This window comes from Pseudomonas sp. Nvir, from assembly GCF_963778085.1.
Lineage (GTDB): Bacteria > Pseudomonadota > Gammaproteobacteria > Pseudomonadales > Pseudomonadaceae > Aquipseudomonas > Aquipseudomonas juntendi.
The window spans coordinates 2,994,919-3,010,431 of sequence record NZ_OY970405.1; the positions used below are offsets into that span (position 1 = coordinate 2,994,919).

Sequence of the window (15,513 nt, forward strand, 5' to 3'; positions counted from 1 at the left end):
GGGCGTCTGGTCAGACCGGCACGCCAAAGCGCAAACTGGCCACCTGCAATTCACCGACAGCGCGGCGCTGCAGCTGCATGGCAAGCGCACCATCGCGGTTGTCCACGGCGAGCCGGTTCGCGCTGTAATTGGCTGCAAGCACGTCCGACGCCTGCCGCGCATCGCAAGCCTCGACCCGGTCTGCGGTAAAGCTCAACGCGGCTTGTGTATAGGTACGCAGCAACGAAACCGCATGGGCAACGCCGTTGCAAGAGGCCATGGTTGTCACAGCGCGCCACTCTTATTGTTGTTGTGAGTGCTCACGTGTAAGCAATCAGCCGGGGGGAGTCAATGCCGGCCATCGCAAGACCCGCCTACAACGCTGCGGTGACGCGCCCCTTTGGCTTCCTTGCTGACGGCTGTTCAATCCTCGCGAATATGCCGCTCCTGGCGTTCCTGACGCTCTTTCGCTTCGATGCACAGCGTGGCTGTCGGGCGCAGCAGCAAGCGCCTGAGACCAATGGGTTCGCCAGTGTCCTTGCACCAACCGTACTCACCGCGGGCAATACGCTCCAAAGCCTCGTCGATCTTGTCCAGCAGCTTTTTCTCCCGCTCCAGCAAGCGCAGTTGCCAGTGCCGTTGCTCTTCCACGGTGCCCAGGTCGGAGGGGTCGCTGCTGGGTTCGAACTGCTGCATCAACTCGAACTCACGGGAAATTCGCGCTTGCAGCTCAGTCCGCTGTACCAGCAGCAGATCACGGAAAAAGGCCAGCTGTGCAGCGTCCATATAGGCCGCTTCAGGCATGCGGAGCAATTGGTCTTCGGTCATTGCAGTCGTTCTCGCGTGGAGGGTTGCGTTTCAGCGCCGCTGGCCATTGAACGCCAGCGGTAAGCCTTGGCAGTGCGCGTTCAAGCTGTGCTCATGCCAGGCCAACTGCCCGGACACGATCGTGGTCGTGACCCGATGGCGCAGGCAGTGGTGCTGCAAAGGTGTCCACTGGCAGTGGGCAAGGACCGGGTCGAGGCCAACCGGCCTGGGTGCGTCGAGGCGTTCGACCAGGGCCAGGTCAGCCCAGTAGCCTTCGCGCAGGTAGCCACGTGCCTCTATCGCGAACAGGTCGGCGACCGCATGGCTGGTTTTACGCACCAGCTGGGTGATCGGCAGCAGCCCCTGCTCGACCAGCTCGAACAGCGCTGGCAGTGCATGCTGCACCAACGGCAACCCGGAAGGTGCCAAGCCGTAAGGCTGTTGTTTTTCTGCCAGCGTATGGGGGGCATGATCGGTGCCGATCACATCGATGCGGTCCTCCAGCAAGGCCTGGCGCAGCGCGTCACGATCGGCAGTGGTCTTGATCGCCGGGTTGCACTTTATGAGATTGCCCAGGCTTGCGTAGTCGCGGTCATCGAACAGCAGGTGGTGGACGCACACCTCAGCGGTGATCAGCTTGTGGGCCGACGGGCCAGGCTCGAACAGCCGCAACTCCCTGGCAGTGGTCAGGTGCAGCACATGCAGACGGGTAGCGAAACGGTTTGCCAGTTCGACCGCCAGGCTGGACGAGCGCCAGCAAGCGTCTGCATCGCGTATCAGCGGGTGCATCGCCGGCGTGATGCCTGCGCCGAACTGCGCACGGTAGCGGGCTTCGTTGGCAATGATCGAAGGGGTATGCTCGCAATGCGCCAGCAACACCGTCGGTACACAGGCAAAAAGCCGCTCGAGCACCCTGGGGTCATCAACCAGCATGTCGCCGGTGGAGGCCCCCATGAATACCTTCACCCCGGCAATTTGCCGGGGATCCAGACGGGCAACGGTCTCCAGGTTGTCCTTGCTCACCCCAAAATGGAAACCGTAGTTGGCAACCGATGAGCTGGCAGCGCGGGCCTTCTTGTCGTCAAGGGCCGCCAGCGTCAAGGTGGCCGGCCTGGTGTTGGGCATGTCCATGAAACTGGTGATACCACCGGCCACGGCAGCACGTGACTCACTGGCCATGCAGCCTTTGTGCGTGGCGCCGGGTTCGCGAAAGTGCACTTGGTCGTCGATCATGCCAGGCACCAGCCAGCGGCCTTGGGCATCAATCTCCACAGGGGCATTCATGCCCTCGATGCTGGCGGCGATCTTGTCGATTCGGCCGCGGGCAATGAAGACATCGGCCTCGAACACCTTGCCCTCGTTCACCAGCCGGGCATTTCTGATCAGAATACGGCTCATGAACGCGCGTCCCCGTGGCTGACACTGGCTGGCTGCTTGAACCGGAACGGCATGACCCATCACTCACTGCTAAAATGTTATGTTATAACACTGTATACCAGCGGGTATTTCCCCGTCACCCTCTTCTTGCATTACAGGTAATCCGCATGCGCGCTTCTCACACTTCTGCCGCCGAACCCTACGCCGACACTGAACTGGCCTGCCTGGCGGGGGCCAAGGCTGCGCTCTATCGCTGGGCGGCGACGGTCGCCACGCGTGACGTCGACCAGGTGCTGGCGCTTTATGCACCAGATGCGATCCTGGTGCCGACCCTGTCGAACCAGGTACGGGACTGCGACGACAGCCGTCGCAACTACTTCGACAACTTCCTGGCCAATGATGGGCTGGTGTGTGACATCCAGGTATTCAAGAAACGGGTAAGCCGCAAGCTCGGCACCGTGGTGGTCGGTGGGCTCTATACGTTCGTCTATCGCCAAGCAGGCGTTCAGCGGGTGGTGCCCGCGCGCTTCCTGTTCACCTTTGAACGGATCGACGACCAGTGGCTGATCACCGGGCACCACTCGTCGATCGAGGCCTGAGGGTGGTGCCAGCAGGCGGCCGAGGTTCGCATCCGCCGCGAGCACGAGGTGCAGCTACCGGCGAGGGTGGCTCGGTGGGCCTTACAGCTGCCGCAGCACTGCGTGTATTTCAGCCACGATCTGGCAGCTGGCCTGCTCCACCGTGCCTTCATTGCGGCACAGCACCCAGCCCTGTTCGGCAACCGCACGTTCGAACGCCTCGGTGCAGGCTAGCTGTTCATCCAGGGTGTGGATGACGGTACTGCGCAGCCCGCGGGTGCGCGCAGCCGCCCGGGCCCAGGAGGTTTCGGCGGCGGTGACCACGCCCACGTGCAGGTCCGGCACCTGCACGCCGCGCTCAAGGTTCAACTGCAGGATCTGCGCAAACGGCACGCTGCGGCGGAAGGCTGCGTCCGACGGGTACCAGCGATCGATCAGGATGATGCTGCTGGCCGGTTGCCGGGGCAGCACATTTCGGGAAATCCAGGCACGGCTGTCGGCAAAGCGTTGGCAAACCTCATGCTCCAGCGCCTGGCAAGGGTTGCGGGCAAGCCTGTTGACCAGGGCCATGGTATCGCCGCGGTAGGGATCGTTGTTTCTCTCGCACAGGCGGACCACCTTGTGCCCGCCCAGCCTGAGGGCTTGCGTAACGGCCTCCAGCAAGGTGGTCTTGCCGGTGCCTTTAGGGCCATCGAGAGAGACAAAAAGCGGACGGTTCATCGTTCAAAACCCATAAGCGCAAGCGCGGGATGAGAGCATTGATCACACCCCGCTTCAAGCGCTTGCGCTCAAGGAGTACATTTGTACCCCACCCGGGACAGGCGGCCCGTTCGCTAGCGCGCGGGTGCCGCCCCCGTCAGGCGTTTTACCCACGCCGATGGCACGCAACAGGATGTAACACCGCGAGCACCGCTGCGGGTCACCAACTCGGATGCACTGGTGGCGCCGTTGCTGGCAGGTGTCGCGCTTGCCGAACTGCCAGAGTTCATTGCGGCGCATTACCTGGCCGATGGCCGCCTGGAACGGGTATTGCCGGCATGGAGCATGACCCAGGGCGGCCTGTATTTCGTCACCCCTGCGGCGCGGAGTCGGCCACGCAAGGTACAGGCATTGGCCGATTTCTTTATCGAGCGGTTGTCTGCCGCCGCCTGGCGGGGCCCTCGGGCTGAGGGCTGAGCGCAGCTACCTGCGGGTGAAACGATTGGGGCCACCCTGCAGGCAGCCCCAAAGCGTCAGCTGGAGACTCAGGGCCGCATTGCGCTGGCCCTTTCACGGCGCCAGGACGCGCCCACCGAGGTGGGCTGCCCAGGCTCAGACCGCCAGCGCGCGCTCACGCAGCTCGCTGTTGAGGATGCGGTCGTTTTCGCTGTAGTCGACCGGGCAGTCGATCACGTGCACGCCTGGGGTCTTGATGCAGTGCTCCAGCAGCGGCAGCAGGCCGTCGGCGCTTTCCACGCGGTGGCCATTGGCGCCGTAGGCTTCGGCATACTTGACGAAGTCCGGGTTGCCGTAGTCCAGGCCGAAATCGGTGAAGCCCATGTTGGCCTGCTTCCAGCGGATCATGCCGTAGCCATCGTCACGCAGGATCACCACGGTGATGTGCATGCCCAGGCGCACAGCGGTTTCCAGTTCCTGGCTGTTCATCATGAAGCCGCCGTCACCGCACACCGAAATCACCGGGCGATCCGGGTAGACCAGGTGTGCAGCCATGGCCGATGGCAAGCCGGCGCCCATGGTCGCCAGCGCGTTGTCCAGCAGCACGGTGTTCGGCTTGTGCGCCTTGTAGTTACGCGCGAACCAGATCTTGTAGATGCCGTTGTCCAGGGCCACGATGCCTTCGGACGGCAGCACGCGACGGATATCGGCCACCAGGCGCTGTGGGTAGACCGGGAAGCGGTCGTCGTCGGCGCCTTCGGCGATCTGCGCTTCGTTGGCTTCACGAATTGCCATGAGGCGGGTGAAGTCCCAGTGCGAAGTGTCGCCCAGGCCTTCAGCGATCTGCCACACGGCGTTGGCGATGTCGCCGATCACTTCAACCTGCGGGAAGTACACGGCATCGACTTCGGCGGAGCGGAAGTTGATATGGATGACTTCGGTGCCGCCACGCACCATGAAGAACGGCGGCTTCTCGATCACATCGTGGCCGATGTTGACGATCAGGTCCGCCGCTTCGATCGCACGGTGCACGAAATCGCCGGACGACAGCGCAGCGTTACCCAGGAAGCGCGGGCTGCGCTCGTCAACCACACCCTTGCCCAGCTGGGTGGTAACGAATGGGATACCGGTATTATCGACCAGTTGCTTGAGGACCTTGGCGGTCATCTTGCGGTTGGCGCCGGCGCCGATCACCAGGATAGGGCTACGTGCGGTGCGCAATTTCTCGATGGCAGCTTCGATGGCCACGTGCTCGGCCAGCGGGCGGCGGTGCAGGCTGCGCGGGATCGGCAGCGCGTCGGTCTGCTCAGCGGCGATGTCTTCCGGCAATTCCAGGTGCACGGCACCCGGCTTTTCTTCTTCAGCCAGGCGGAAGGCTTCACGCATGCGCGAAGGGATGTTGTCGGCCGAAGCGAACTGGTGGGTGTACTTGGTGATGGGGTCCATCATGCCGCACACGTCGATGATCTGGAAGCGGCCCTGCTTGGACTTCTTGATCGGCTTCTGGCCGGTGATCATCATCATCGGCATGCCACCGAGGTAGGCATAGGCGCTGGCCGTGACCAGGTTGGTGGCACCCGGGCCGAGGGTCGACAGGCTGACGCCGGTCTTGCCGGTCAGGCGACCGTAGGTAGCCGCCATGAAGCCTGCAGACTGCTCGTGACGGGTCAGTACCAGTTTGATCTTCGACTTGCGCAGGGATTCGAGCAGGTCGAGGTTTTCCTCACCAGGAATGCCGAATACATACTCGACACCTTCGTTTTCCAGACATTGCACAACGACATCGGCGGCCTTGGCCATTTAGGATACTACCTCAAAATCTTTGGGGGATTGCAGCGAGATCGGCTGCGTGACTGAGATGTTGCAGGATGTCTCAGTGCCGCGCATCGTAGGCCCTCTGGTTAATAATAATAAATATATTGTTATGATGCGTGGCATCACAGTTCGTTATGAATGCAATGACTACGAAAGGTCGTACGCCCCAATGAACCTCAAGGCACTGCGTTGCTGCGTCGAAATCGTCCGCCAAGGCAGCTTCACCAAAGCAGCGCAACACCTGCACATAGCCCAGCCTGCGTTGAGCATGGCGGTTACCCGGCTGGAGGAAGAGCTGGGCGTGACCCTGTTCAACCGCACCACCCGCAAGGTGCTGCTCACGGCCGAGGGCGAGCAGTTCCTGCCACGCATAGCCTCTGCCCTGCGCGAAATGGATGTGGCCCGGCAGGAGCTGCGCGACATGGCGGACCTAAAGCGCGGCGAAGTGCGCCTGGGTATCCCGCCAATGTTCGGCCTGCACTATGTGCCAGGCTTGATGAACGCGTTCCGTCAGTCGTACCCCGGTATCGCCATGACCGTGTTCGAGGGCAGCGCCGCCGACATCGGCCAGCGCCTCGAACAACGGGAAATCGACCTGGCGTTGCTGGAATCGCGGCGCGTACCTCAGGACAAGGAGTCGATCCTGCTGGGCAGCGACGAGATGCTGGCGTGCATGCACCCCGACCACCCTTATGCCGGCAAGGCATTTCTCACCGCCGAAGACCTGCGCAATACCGACATGGTGGTATTCGACCGGACGTTCGTGCAGCGCCACCTGCTGGACGCATTTTTCGCCGAACACGGCATTACCTACCAAGTGGCCCTGCAGAGCAATTTCGTCTCGCTGGTGGTGCAGGCAGCACTGGACAACATGGGCGTGGCCACCCTGCTGCGCTCGGTGCAGCAGCGTACACCGGGCATTGTCGGCGTACCCTTCCGCCCGGCACAGCAGATGAGCTTCAGGTTGTGCTGGCGTTCAGGGGAATACCTGTCGCTGGCCAGCAAACGCTTCATCGATTTCGCCGCACAAACGCATTATCTGGAGCGCTGATCGGCGCCTGGCTCCTGGTTTGAGCGGCGGCGCTGCCTCGACGTTGCGCCCACCGATTGACTATCATCCCGCCTTGAACGTTTCAGCATGTTTCAACATAGGCCCAACAAGGGATTCAGATGTCAGTCCAGCAACTCCCCCCGCCGCCCAGCAAAAGCGCCGTCGCCAAGATGGAAGCCGCCATGGCGCTGGGCAGCTTCGCCATCGGTACCGGTGAATTTTCCATCATGGGCCTGATGCCCGACATTGCCAGCAACCTGCAGTTGAGCGAACCGCAAGTGGGCCACGCCATCAGTGCCTATGCGCTGGGGGTCATGGTCGGTGCGCCGACCCTGGCGATTCTGGGCGCCAAACTACTGCGCAAGCACATGCTGCTGCTGTTGATGCTGCTGTATGCGCTGGGCAACCTGGCCACCGCCCTCGCCCCTTCCTTCAGCGGCCTGGTGGCTTTCCGCTTCATCAGCGGCCTGCCCCACGGTGCTTATTTCGGCATCGCCGCGGTGGTGGCCTCGAGCATGGTTGCCAAGGACCAGCGTGCCGGGGCCGTGGCCCGGGTGATGCTGGGCCTGACGCTGGCCATGCTGCTAGGCAACCCCGTAGCCACCTTCCTCGGCCAGTACTTTGGCTGGCGCTCGGCGTTCGTGCTGGTCGGCGTGATCGCCCTGTGCACCATTGCCCTGGTCTGGCGCTTCGTGCCCCAGCCGCACGATGAGGTGCGCAGCGACCCACGCAAGGAACTGCGCGCCTTTGCCCTGCCGCAAGTGTGGATGGCACTGGGCATCGCGGCCATTGGCTTTGCCGGCATGTTCTGTGTATTCAGCTACCTGGCGCCGACCATGCTGCAGGTGACCCAGGTCGCGCCGCAGTGGATTCCGTTTGGCCTGGCGGCCTTCGGTGTGGGCGGTATCGTTGGCAACATTGCAGGCGGCAAGCTGTTCGACCGGTTGCAGTTCCGTGCGGTGGGGTGGGTGTTGGTATGGTCGATCGCCGTGCTGCTGTTCTTTACCGTTGCCGCGCAGGCGCTCTGGAGCCTGCTGCTGGGCATCGGCCTGGTGGGCACCATGATCGCCCTGGCGGCACCGTTGCAGATCCGCTTGATGGACATTGCCCATGAAGCGCCAAGCCTGGCCGCAGCGTCGAACCATGCCGCGTTCAACCTGGCCAATGCGCTGGGGCCCTGGCTGGGCGGTATGGCGATTACCGCCGGCATGGGCTGGACCAGCACCGGCTACATCGGCGCGGCTACCGCGCTGGTCGGGCTGGGCATCTACCTGCTCGCCCGGCGGATGCGTGGCGGGCATTGACCCGGCAGCGGTGCTGGGCAGGGGCAGGTTCAGCGTCACACGGCGCTCGATGAACCTCCCCCCATTGCTGAACTCACTACCATCAGCACCAGCCGCAGGCTGGGTTCATCCCTTCCCCTTCCAAGGAGATCACGATGCAATACGTAAAGCTGGGTAGCACCGGCCTGGATATTTCCAGGCTGTGCCTGGGTTGCATGACGTTCGGCGATCCGGATGCCGGCACCCACCCCTGGACCTTGGGCGAAGAGGCCAGCCGGCCGATCATTCGCCATGCCGTCGAGCAAGGCATCAACTTCTTCGACACTGCCAACAGCTACTCTGCCGGCACGTCGGAAGTGATCGTCGGCAAACTGCTGAAGGCCTTCACACGCCGTGAAGAAACGGTCATCGCCACCAAGGTGTTCTACCCACCGAACATGGGGCAAGGCACCCACCGGCCCAATGAACAGGGCTTGTCCCGCAAGGCGATCATGGCCAGTATCGACGCCAGCCTCACGCGCCTGGGCACCGACTATGTGGACCTGTACCAGATCCACCGCTGGGACTACCACACGCCCATCGAGGAAACCATGGAAGCCCTGCACGATGTGGTCAAGGCTGGCAAAGCGCGCTACATCGGCGCTTCGTCGATGTATGCCTGGCAGTTCGCCAAGGCTCAGCAGGTGGCGGCCAGCAACGGCTGGAGCCGCTTCGTTTCGATGCAGAACCACCTCAACCTGCTGTACCGCGAAGAAGAACGCGAGATGATCCCGCTGTGCCTGGACCAAGGCGTGGGCTTGTTGCCCTGGAGCCCGATGGCCCGCGGCCGCCTCACGCGCCCCAACGGCCAGCAGACCGACCGCACCCGTAGCGACCTGTCCGGGCAGTCGTTCTATAAAGATACCGAGGTCGAGGATGGCCGGGTCATCGATGTCGTCGAGCAGATTGCCGGCGAACGGGGGGTGCCAATGGCCCAGGTCGCGCTGGCATGGGTGTTGGGCAAAAACGGCGTAAGCGCACCGATCGTCGGCGCCTCCAAACCCGCCCATCTGGATGATGCGCTGGCCGCGCTGTCGGTGCAGCTCAGTGCCGATGAAGTGGCACGGCTGCAGGCGCCGTATATCCCGCACGCGGTGGCAGGCTTCAAGTAGCGTGGGCCTTTGCCAGCACGCCGGGTATGCCCGGTGTGCTGGCCAATGACGATGAAAGTATTACAATGCGCGTCCTCGCATTTGAATATTTTCTCTCATGAAATCACTGCTTTATGCCGTAACTCTACTATTTTCCTTTAGCTTACCAGCGTGGGCCACACCCCCTGCCACCTTCACCGAGGCCAAGGTCGTGGCCAAGCAGAAGGTGTACCTGGACCAAGCCAGCAGCGCCATGGGCGACCTGTATTGCGGCTGCAAATGGACCTGGGTCGGCAAGTCCGGTGGGCGGGTCGATGCGGCGTCGTGCGGCTATCAGACGCGCAAGCAGCAAAATCGCGCCGAGCGCACCGAATGGGAACACATCGTGCCGGCCTATACCTTCGGCAACCAGCGCCAATGCTGGAAGAACGGTGGGCGCGAGCATTGTGTGGACAGCGACCCCGTGTTCCGCGCCATGGAGGCCGACCTGTTCAACCTGTACCCGGCCGTGGGTGAGGTCAATGGCGACCGCAGCAACTTCAACTACGGCATGGTCAGCGGCAACGCCGGCGAATACGGCCAGTGCACCACCAAGGTGGATTTCGCCCAGCGCGCCGCCGAGCCCCGTGACGAAGTCAAAGGCCTGGTGGCCCGTACCACCTTCTACATGTACGACCGCTATCGCCTGAACATGTCGCGCCAGCAGCAACAAGTGCTGATGGCCTGGGACAAGCAGTACCCGGTGTCAGCGTGGGAAAAGGAGCGCGACCGCCGCATCGCCGCGATCATGGGGCATGCCAACCCTTTCGTCAGCGGCCAGCGCAAGTGGACGGCTGATTACAAACCCAGCGGGGTTGGCGTGGCGCAATCGGCGCCCGCCCAGGCACCAGGCAAGCCGGGCCAGGCCAATGCCGGGGCGCCGGGTTCGGTGCTGGGCAACCGCAACAGCCACGTCTACCACCTGGCAGTGGGTTGCCCCGGCTACACCCAGGTAGCGGCCAAGAACCAGGTCAGTTTCGCCAACGAAGGTGAGGCGCAGGCGGCAGGTTACCGCAAGGCCGGTAACTGCCGCTGACGGCGCGCGGGCGCGCCACAGCGCCGCCTTCTATCAGCCGTTTACCAGGTTCGCAGGCCGCTCGCCCGCCAGCGCGCTGAGCAGGTTGTCCACTGCACAGCGCGCCATGGCCTGGCGGGTTTCCTGGGTCGCAGAGCCGATGTGCGGGGTTGCTACCACGTTGTCCAACTGCAGCAGTGGCGAGTCTATCGGCAACGGCTCCTGCACGAACACATCCAGCCCTGCACCACGGATACGCCTGGCGCGCAACGCGTCGATCAGCGCAGCCTCGTCCACCACCCGCCCGCGGGAAATGTTCACCAGAATCGCCTCGGGCTTCATCAACCCCAGCTCACGCGCACCGATCAGCCCTTCAGTACTGGCACTGAGCGGTACCGTCAGGCAGACGAAGTCCGCTTGCTGCAACAGCGCGTCCAGGCTGCACTGGCGCGCAGCGTGGCGTGCTTCCACGTCGGGCTTGGAGCGCTGGCTGTGGTACAGCACGCGCATGCCAAAGCCTGCGGCAGCACGCCGGGCCAACGCTTCGCCAATGCGGCCCATGCCGACGATGCCCAGCGTCTTGCCATGCACATCACAGCCAAAATGCGCCGGCCCCAGGTTGGCCTGCCAATGGCCTTCACGCACCCAGTTGGCCAGCTCCACCACCCGCCTGGCGGTCGCCAGGATCAGGGCGAAACCGGTGTCCGCCGTGGTTTCGGTCAGCACGTCCGGGGTATTGGTCAGCATCACGCCACGGCGGCTGAGCTGCGCAACGTCGTAGTTGTCCACCCCGACCGAAACGCTGGACACAACCTCCAGCTGCGGCGCCAAATCGAGCAGGCTGGCGTCCAGGCGCAGGCTGGCGCCCAGCAAACCGTGCGCCCCTGGCAAGGCATCGCGCAGGCGCGCCAGGCCATCGGGCTGGGCAATGTCCACCCAGGTCACGTCCACCTGGGCGTGCAGGCGCGCCATCAGGTCATCGGAAAGGCGCTTGTACAAGACGATTCGTTTTTTCATTGCAGTCATTCCTAAGGGTTCAGCGCCAGGCGCGTGCCATTGCGTTTGGCCCGGCCGGAGGTCTGGGAAGTATTGAGGGCGGCCGTCAGCGCCACGGCAGTCAGCAGCGCACCGCACATGAACAGGTACGAGGCGCCAGGCCCACCCGTGGCGCCATTGAGGTAGCCCACCAGCCAGGAGCCGCCGAAAGAGCCCAGCGCCCCCATGCTGTTGATCAGCGCCATGGCACCCCCGGCGACATTGGCCGGCAGTATCTCGGGCACGATGGCGAAGAACGGGCCATAGGGCGCGTACATGCAGGCGCCAGCGACCACCAGCAGCGCGTACGACCACCAGAAGTGATCGGTGCCCAGGGCATAAGAGCCATAGAACGCCACGGCAGCGATCAGCAGCGGCGGCCACACGAAGCGCTTGCGCTTTTGCACGCGGTCAGAGGCCCAGGACACGCCCACCATGGCCACTACCGCCGCCAGGTAGGGCACCGAGGCCAGCCAGCCGGCCTGCACAATGTCGACGTTGGCCGCCTGCTTGAGGATCGACGGCAACCACAGCACGAAGCCGTACACGCCAATGCTCCAGCAGAAGTACTGCAGCGCCAGGATGATCACCTGCGGTGAGCGGAATGCCTCGCGGTAGTTCTTGACCGGCTTGATGCCCTGCTGCTCGGCTGCCAGCGCCTGTTGCAGGTCTGCTTTTTCCTGGGCGCTCAGCCAGCTGACCTGGGCTGGGCGGTCATCCACCAGGCGCCACCAGAAGAACGCCCAGATCACCGCCGGCAGGCCCTCGATGATGAACATCCAGCGCCAGTCGTAATGCTTGATCAGGTAACCCGACACCACCGACATCCACAGGATGGTGACCGGGTTGCCCAGCATCAGGAAGGTGTTGGCGCGGGAGCGCTCGGCACGGGTGAACCAGTGGCACAAGTACACCAGCATGGCGGGCATCACTGCGGCCTCGACCACGCCCAGCAGGAAGCGGATGCCGATCAGCATGTAGACATTGCTGACCATCCCGGTAAGCGTGGCCAAACCGCCCCAGAGGATCAGGCAGACGAATATCAGCTTCTTCACGCTGCGTTTTTCAGCGTAGATGGCCCCAGGTACCTGGAAGAAGAAGTAGCCAAGGAAGAACAACGCCCCCAGCAAGGACGACAGCACGGGCGTGATGTGCAGGTCTTCGGCCATGCCCGAGGCGGCGGCGAAGCCGTAGTTGGCGCGGTCCAGATAAGCCAGGCTGTAGGTGAAGAACACGATCGGGATGATGTACCACCAGCGACGCGGTGCCAGTTTTTGGCTTTGCATGGTCTGTGACTCCTGAGCTTGTTGTTTTTGTGGCAACAGGTGATTCCGGTTAAAGCATTCAGGCACTTCTGCGCAGGTCGTAGGCCTCCAGTTCGTGACGCAGCGGCAGCCCTTCCATGTCGCCGCGCGATTGCACGGCGCGGCTGCCGCACCAGTTGCCTCGCGCCACCGCCTCTCCCACTGGGCGCCCCTCGAGCAGTGCGCTGAGCACGCCCACGGCGAACGCATCACCGGCGCCGACGGTGTCCACGACTCGGCTGACGGCTACAGGGGCGACCTGGCCCTCGCCGTTGCCACTGCGCCAGTAGGCCCCGGCGTCGCCCAGCTTGATCACCACCAGTTCCACGCCTTGGTCGAGGTAGAACGCTGCGATATCGGCGGGGCTGTGCTGGCCCGTCAGCAGGCGGCCCTCTTCCAGGCCAGGCAAGACCCAGTCGGCTTTGCTCGCCAGGGCATTGATTTCGCGCACCATGCTGGCCTGGTCCGGCCATAGCGAGGGCCGCAGGTTGGGGTCGAACGAGATGCTGCGCCCGGCTGCACGCATGGCGTCGAGGAGCCCGTGCGACAGTGCCCGGCAGCTTTCCGACAGCGCCGGCGGGATGCCCGTGGCATGCAGGTGGCGCGCTTGCAGCAAGCCAGGTTGCAGCAGCGCAGGCGACAGCCGGCTGGCTGCCGACCCCCGGCGGAAGTACTCGACCGCGGGGTCGCTGCCATCATCGCAACGGGCCTTGAGCTGGAAGCCGGTGGCGCAGTGGCCATCCACTTCCACCGCCGAACAGTCGAGGCCTTCACGGCGCAGGCTGTCGAGCACGAAGCGCCCCAGCGAGTCGTCACCTACCCGGCTCAGCCAGCGTACCTTGAAGCCCAGCCGTGCAAGGCCGATGGCCACGTTACTGTCCGCGCCGGCGATACGCTTGCCGAACTGCCCGACACTGGCCAGGTCGCCGCAGTGCTCGGCGACGAACATGGCCATGGTTTCGCCAAAGCACAGCACGTCATGCTCATGCATGGGCCACCTCCTGGTCAGCACCCAGCAGCGACAGGCTGTGCACCTGGGCCCGGGTCAGGGCCAACAGGTCGTCGCCGGCCAGGGGGTACTCGACGGCGCGTACCACCCCAGGGGCGAATTCGGCCAGTTGCTCGGCCCAGGCGCGCAGGTCTGATGCTTGCGGCGGCACGGCGACCAGGCGGCCGTCGGCACGGCGCTGTACGCCCTTGCAATGCACATAGCGCACCCACCGGCCAAGTTGCCGGGCAGCGTGCAACGCCACCTCGCCCTGCCAGTGCCAATTACCGATATCGAACGTCATGCCCAGGTTCAGGCCGCATGCATCGGCCTGCTCGAAGAAGCGCTGCAGGGGCTCGATTCTGCCGCCTTGCGGGGTCTGGTCGTTTTCCACCAACAGCAACGGCCCCTGCGCTGGCAGCAGCGCCGCCAAGGCCGAAAGGTCGCAGTGTTCATCGAAATGGCCTAGGGACACTTTCAGCGCCACCGCGCCCAACGCCCGCGCGGTGTCCAGTTTGTGCACCAGCGAAGGGTCGGGCACGCCCTGCGCCGTCCACAGCTCCAGAGGGGTCGAATACAGGCACTCCATGCCCAACCCGGCAATCACGGCACCCAGTGCCGCGGCATCGGGTGCGCTGGCGAACAATTCTTCACGCAACTCCACCCGGCTGACGCCTGCGGCGGCCAAAAGGTCGAGAAACTGCTCCTGGCCACGTTGCCGGACAAAGTCGGCGCCATAGCTGGAGAGGCTGATGGAAACGGGGTTCGGGTACATTGTTTTTATCCTTTTGAAACCGGTTTCATTTTTATACGGCAGCGTCAGGCACAAGGCCTGCCGTTGCTTACTGGGGTCGGGTCGAGCCGCGGATGACCAGGTTGGCCTTGAATTCGATGCGTCGTGCCGCTGCGCCATCGCCGCGAAGCCGGCCGAGCAGGCTTTCGAAGGCTGCTACGCCGATGCGTTCGGTAGGCTGGGCCAATGCCGTGATGCCAGTGCCGACCAGGGGGTACCAGTCAAGATCGTCGAGTGCGACCAGGCCGACATCGGCAAACAGATTGCACCCGGCGTCATGCAGGGCACGGGTCACGGCCAGGGTGGCAACACCGTTGCAGGTAAAAATGGCTTGCGGGCCATGACTGCGGTCAGCCAGGAACTCGGCCAACCGCCCTGCCAGGCCAGCGCCGGTTTCCAGCACCTGCTGGCGCATGCCGGGGCGGCGGCTGACCGAGGCCCCGAACGCCTGCACCCGCTCCAGGCGCGAGCTGGTGCCATCGAGCGGCTCGCTGACCGCCAGGATATCCCGGTAGCCGCGTGCCTGCAGGTGGTCCAGGGCCTGCTCGACGGCGTCGGCATTATCCAGGCCGACCAAGTCGGCATTCAGTTCAGGGAGTTGACGGTCGACCAGCACCATGGGCAGGTCGCGCTGGAGGTTGAGCAGTTCGCCAGGGTGGTGCCCCAGCGTGTTCACGATCAGGCCTTCGACGTTGTAGCTCTGCAGGGCGACCAGGTGGTGGCGCTCCTGGTCGTCGTCACGGTTGGTGTTGCACACCACCAGGCTGTAGCCATGCTGGCGGCAGGCGGTTTCCACGCCATGCATCACGGCTACGGAATAGGGGTTGAGAATATCGGCAACCAGCATGCCGATCAGGCGCGTCTGCCCGCGCTTGAGGCCACGGGCCATTTGGTTGGGGCGGTAGCCAAGGCGTTCGATGACCTCGGCCAGGCGCTTGGCGGTGGCGTCGGCCAGCAACTGGCGATCGCCACCGATGTAGCGTGAGACGGTGGCTTTGGAAACGCCAGCGACTCGCGCGACTTCGCTGATGGTGACCCGTTCGCGGGCATGGGCAGGCGCGTCGGTCATGGGTGTCCTTATGATTATTAGGTGGACGATGAAACCGGTTTCAATACACCAAAACTTGGTGCTTTCGTCAATATGCCGTTGGTCGGCCGAAGCGA

At 63.7% G+C, this 15,513-nt stretch carries 15 protein-coding genes and 1 pseudogene; 6 read left to right on the forward strand and 10 right to left on the reverse strand.

Annotated features, from left to right (window positions below; all coding sequences use genetic code 11):
• Positions 1-10 precede the first annotated feature (10 nt).
• From AACG97_RS14410 to AACG97_RS14420, 3 genes are all read right to left on the reverse strand, one after another.
• Entirely contained in the window at positions 11-223 is a 213-nt protein-coding gene (locus AACG97_RS14410; RefSeq protein ID WP_125855654.1) for a hypothetical protein, read from the reverse strand.
• A gap of 179 nt (positions 224-402) precedes the next feature.
• Entirely contained in the window at positions 403-807 is a 405-nt protein-coding gene (gene dksA, locus AACG97_RS14415) for an RNA polymerase-binding protein DksA (protein WP_009684822.1), read from the reverse strand.
• Positions 808-837: 30 nt separating this feature from the next.
• Complete coding sequence (locus tag AACG97_RS14420; protein WP_054906192.1) at positions 838-2,184, reverse strand: dihydroorotase; 1,347 nt, start codon at positions 2,182-2,184, stop codon at positions 838-840.
• A gap of 146 nt (positions 2,185-2,330) precedes the next feature.
• Between AACG97_RS14420 and AACG97_RS14425 the strand changes: the two genes are divergently transcribed.
• Positions 2,331-2,762 (forward strand): DUF4440 domain-containing protein, encoded by a 432-nt coding sequence (locus AACG97_RS14425; RefSeq protein WP_009684820.1) that lies wholly within the window; start codon positions 2,331-2,333, stop codon positions 2,760-2,762.
• 81 nt (positions 2,763-2,843) lie between these two features.
• Here AACG97_RS14425 and AACG97_RS14430 read toward each other — a convergent pair whose 3' ends face one another.
• A complete protein-coding gene (locus AACG97_RS14430) occupies positions 2,844-3,461 on the reverse strand; it encodes a dTMP kinase (protein ID WP_197886478.1) in 618 nt (205 codons plus the stop codon).
• Between the two features lie 135 nt (positions 3,462-3,596).
• Here AACG97_RS14430 and AACG97_RS14435 point away from each other — a divergent pair.
• A pseudogene (locus tag AACG97_RS14435) lies at positions 3,597-3,917 on the forward strand (LysR substrate-binding domain-containing protein); the annotation flags it as partial.
• A 135-nt stretch (positions 3,918-4,052) separates the two neighbouring features.
• On the opposite strand, the gene AACG97_RS14440 reads toward AACG97_RS14435, so the two are convergent.
• The gene (locus AACG97_RS14440) at positions 4,053-5,696 is read right to left on the reverse strand and encodes an acetolactate synthase large subunit (RefSeq protein WP_054881147.1); all 1,644 of its coding nucleotides are present in this window, start codon (positions 5,694-5,696) and stop codon (positions 4,053-4,055) included.
• Between the two features lie 184 nt (positions 5,697-5,880).
• Between AACG97_RS14440 and AACG97_RS14445 the strand changes: the two genes are divergently transcribed.
• The 4 genes from AACG97_RS14445 to AACG97_RS14460 all read left to right on the forward strand — a co-directional run bounded on the left by AACG97_RS14445 (position 5,881) and on the right by AACG97_RS14460 (position 10,250).
• Complete coding sequence (locus tag AACG97_RS14445; RefSeq protein ID WP_009682269.1) at positions 5,881-6,762, forward strand: LysR family transcriptional regulator; 882 nt, start codon at positions 5,881-5,883, stop codon at positions 6,760-6,762.
• A 119-nt stretch (positions 6,763-6,881) separates the two neighbouring features.
• Entirely contained in the window at positions 6,882-8,066 is a 1,185-nt protein-coding gene (locus AACG97_RS14450; RefSeq protein WP_009682270.1) for an MFS transporter, read from the forward strand.
• A gap of 134 nt (positions 8,067-8,200) precedes the next feature.
• The gene (locus AACG97_RS14455) at positions 8,201-9,196 is read left to right on the forward strand and encodes an aldo/keto reductase (protein WP_009682271.1); all 996 of its coding nucleotides are present in this window, start codon (positions 8,201-8,203) and stop codon (positions 9,194-9,196) included.
• A 97-nt stretch (positions 9,197-9,293) separates the two neighbouring features.
• Complete coding sequence (locus tag AACG97_RS14460; protein WP_029885110.1) at positions 9,294-10,250, forward strand: endonuclease; 957 nt, start codon at positions 9,294-9,296, stop codon at positions 10,248-10,250.
• A 33-nt stretch (positions 10,251-10,283) separates the two neighbouring features.
• On the opposite strand, the gene AACG97_RS14465 is transcribed toward AACG97_RS14460, so the two are convergent.
• The 5 genes from AACG97_RS14465 to AACG97_RS14485 all read right to left on the reverse strand — a co-directional run bounded on the left by AACG97_RS14465 (position 10,284) and on the right by AACG97_RS14485 (position 15,418).
• On the reverse strand, positions 10,284-11,246 hold the full coding sequence (locus AACG97_RS14465; protein WP_029885111.1) for a 2-hydroxyacid dehydrogenase: 963 nt from the start codon (positions 11,244-11,246) through the stop codon (positions 10,284-10,286).
• 11 nt (positions 11,247-11,257) lie between these two features.
• Positions 11,258-12,550, reverse strand: coding sequence for an MFS transporter (locus AACG97_RS14470; protein WP_009682274.1), 1,293 nt, complete (start codon positions 12,548-12,550; stop codon positions 11,258-11,260).
• A gap of 58 nt (positions 12,551-12,608) precedes the next feature.
• Positions 12,609-13,559 (reverse strand): sugar kinase, encoded by a 951-nt coding sequence (locus AACG97_RS14475; RefSeq protein ID WP_197885878.1) that lies wholly within the window; start codon positions 13,557-13,559, stop codon positions 12,609-12,611.
• On the reverse strand, positions 13,552-14,331 hold the full coding sequence (locus AACG97_RS14480; protein WP_115294322.1) for a sugar phosphate isomerase/epimerase family protein: 780 nt from the start codon (positions 14,329-14,331) through the stop codon (positions 13,552-13,554). The genes AACG97_RS14475 and AACG97_RS14480 overlap by 8 nt, the downstream gene beginning before the upstream one ends.
• Positions 14,332-14,398: 67 nt before the next feature.
• Positions 14,399-15,418 carry a LacI family DNA-binding transcriptional regulator gene (locus tag AACG97_RS14485; RefSeq protein ID WP_115294321.1) on the reverse strand — a complete coding sequence of 340 codons (1,020 nt, stop codon included), beginning with the start codon at positions 15,416-15,418 and terminating at the stop codon, positions 14,399-14,401.
• Positions 15,419-15,513 lie beyond the last annotated feature (95 nt).